This window comes from Rhodopirellula maiorica SM1 (assembly GCF_000346295.1).
GTDB classification, from domain to species: Bacteria; Planctomycetota; Planctomycetia; order Pirellulales; family Pirellulaceae; genus Novipirellula; species Novipirellula maiorica.
Map to the genome: position 1 here is coordinate 1 of NZ_ANOG01000997.1, position 3,162 is coordinate 3,162.

1 protein-coding gene is annotated in these 3,162 nt (G+C 54.7%); it reads left to right on the top strand.

Going from position 1 to position 3,162, the window contains the following annotated elements:
• Positions 1 to 665 precede the first annotated feature (665 nt).
• Positions 666 to 3,162 (top strand): beta strand repeat-containing protein (locus RMSM_RS32275; protein ID WP_008707565.1); only part of this gene is annotated, 2,497 nt, incomplete at its 3' end.

Here is a 3,162-nt window from a genome sequence, read left to right on the forward strand (position 1 = left end):
GCCCCGGCGGAATCAACGCCGCGATTTGTTTCGACCACCTCCTACCTCATTTTTCAATTTACAATTGTCAATTTAACTTTTTCAATGCTTCTCCTGCGGTGCCTAGCACCGGAAGCCCCCCAACAACCGAAAGTCTCTACGACTGTCGCTACTGGTTCTGCTCTACGGCTTCGATATCGACTTGCCGAAAACGGGGGCACCCACAGATAGGGGGTGGCGTTTTCGTGTACGCGAAGTGTTGTGGCTTCGGCTTTGTGAAAGCCGGAAAAGGGGTCGGGCAGGGTGTGTGGCTTCCCCCGCCGTCCCCGTTGAATCAGGCTCGTGCGGAACCCGGAATTTGCATCGATGAGCCGCGCCGCTCTTCTGATGTAAATAAACACATGGGGGGGCTAAAGTCTCTTTTGGAGCGTGTTAACGCTGCGTTAACAGCCAAAAAAGTTCGCAGTTTTTTCTGCAGAGGGTGTTGCATCCGGCCCGGCAGGTCTATCTACTCAACCAAGAGTGTCGTTTCGTTTTCAAGACGAAACAAGCGGATTTGAGACCACAAATCACTACAGCTTGGAGTTAGTACCATGGCAATTGGGTCACCCAACGTCCACGTAAGGTCCGAAACGAGGCGACACCCGAAACGCAGGAGTTTCCGTCATCAGAAGGCGCGACGTCTGTTGGTCGAACTCCTCGAGTCGCGTCACTTATTGGCCGGTGATGTGGTCTTTGTCAGCAGTGACACTGGCGGCACGATCGACGGAGTTGATTTCAACGACGAAGATATCTTGGCTTACGAGCAGAGTAGTGGGACATGGTCGCTGTACTTTGATGGCAGCGATGTCGGTCTGTCCAACAAGGATGTGGATGCATTCCATGTGAATCAAAACGATGGCACGATTCTATTGAGTGTCGATGTCGCGACCACCGAGATCCCAGGTTTAGATCGTGTCGAAGATTCCGATGTCATCCGCTTCACCCCGTCGCAACTAGGCCCCGGCACTGCGGGAACGTTCGATTTCTATTTGGACGGCAGCGACGTAGGGCTGTCCCCGGGCAGCGAAGATATCGATGCGATTTCGCTGGATGAGAATGGCAATTTGATCATTAGTACGATCAGCAATTACATCGTACCGGGATCCTCCGGCAATCTCTCGGGATCCAACGCCGACTTGTTGCTGTTTACGGGCAATACCGGAAGCGACAATAACAGTGGTACATGGTCGACCTATATCGATGGTTCCGATATTGGGTTGACGACGTCCCAGGAAGCAATCATGGGGGCTTCGGTGCAAGTCATTGGTCCCACAACCCTTGTGCATTTTACGACCAAGGGAGCATTTGATGTTCCGGGGTTGAGTGGTGATTTTAACGACATCGTCGAAGTCGACGTCAATACGCTGGGCGACAACACGACCGCAAACTCGATCTCGTTGGCGGTTGATGTTGGCTCGCTCGGATTGCCATCGAACAATCTGGACGGAATTCAGTATGGTGACTTTGTTGGGAACGAAGTCTTTCAGGGACTTGATTTCTATTTCAGCACTGAAGGAAGCGGATCTCTTGGCGGAGTGAGCTTTTCCGATGATGACATCATCCGTTTTGACTCATCGACCGGTGCAGTTGGACTTTTCTTTGATGGCTCGGATGTGGGCGTGACGAAGGATATCGATGCGTTTGTTGTCGAATCGGATAGTTCCATTTTGTTTAGCCTCGGATCAGCACAATCCCTGTCTGGCATCGGCTTGGTCGACGACAGCGACATTGTGCGGTTCACTGGCACGCTCGGATCGGATACCTCCGGCACCTTTTCGTTGCTGTTTGACGGATCCGATGTGGGGTTGGATAGCTTTTATGAAAACGTCGACGGCATCGCGATTGATCCGATCACAGGAGACCTAGTGCTCAGCACCAACGGTAACTTCACGGTTCCCGGCAGTGGTGGCGACATCTCCGGTAACAGTCGTGACATTTTGATATTTAGTGATACCTCGTGGGGCTCAAACACGGCTGGCACGTTTTCAATCTTCCAGGACGGTGCATCGGTCGGTTTAAATTCGAACTCCGAAGACGTGAGCGGGATTTGGATCGATCCGCTCGGTCTGGACACGTTCGTCAACACCAGCGGTTCTTATTCGGTGCCCGGGTTGAGCGGAACGGGAGCGGACATTTTTGCGCCCGGCATTCCGCTGCTGCTCTTTGATTCGACCAAAAATGATATCGGCAGCCTGCCGATCGATGGCATCCACGTCGCCGCGCAGAACTCGCCGCCGGAAATCGTCAGTGACGGTGGCGGGGACACGGCCAGCTTGAACGCAAACGAAAACCAAACCTTTGTTACCAATGTGAATTCGATCGATCCCGATGGCGATGTCGAAGGCGCCGGACTGAGCTACTCGATTACCGGCGGTGCGGATGCGTCGCTGTTCAGCGTCAGCACATCCACCGGCGTGTTGACATTCCTGTCCGCTCCCGATTTTGAGAACCCGAACGACTCGGGTGCCGACGGGACTTATGAAGTCGAAGTCACCGTGACCGATTCCGGCGGACTGACCGATTCGCAAGACATCGCCGTCACCGTTGATGATGTAAACGACAGCCCGGTCATCACCAGCGACGGTGGTGGGGCGACGGCGGCGGTCAATGCGGCCGAAAATCAAACGGCAGTGACAACGGTCACGGCAACCGATCCCGACGTCCCGGCACAGACGCTGACGTTCACGATCACCGGCGGCGCCGATCAAGCTCTGTTTGGAATCACAGCCGGCGGTGTGTTGACTTTCAACGTTGCCCCCGACTTCGAGAACCCGACCGATGTCGGCGGCAACGGGGTTTATGACGTCGAAGTGACGGTCACCGACGACGGCATCCCGAACTTGACCGATGTCCAAGACATTGCAGTTACCGTCACCGACGTCAATGAAAACCCGGTCATCACTAGCGATGGCGGTGGCCCGACGGCGAGCGTCAACGCGGCGGAAAATCAAACTTCTGTTACCGACGTGCAGTCCGTTGACGATTCGGACTCCGAAGGTGTCGGTCTGACCTACACGATCAGCGGTGGTGCCGATGCGGCGCTGTTTTCGATCGACGCCACCTCTGGCGTGCTCACCTTCCAGTCCGCCCCCGATTTTGACAATCCAACCGACGTTGGTGCGAACGGTGTTTACGACGTCC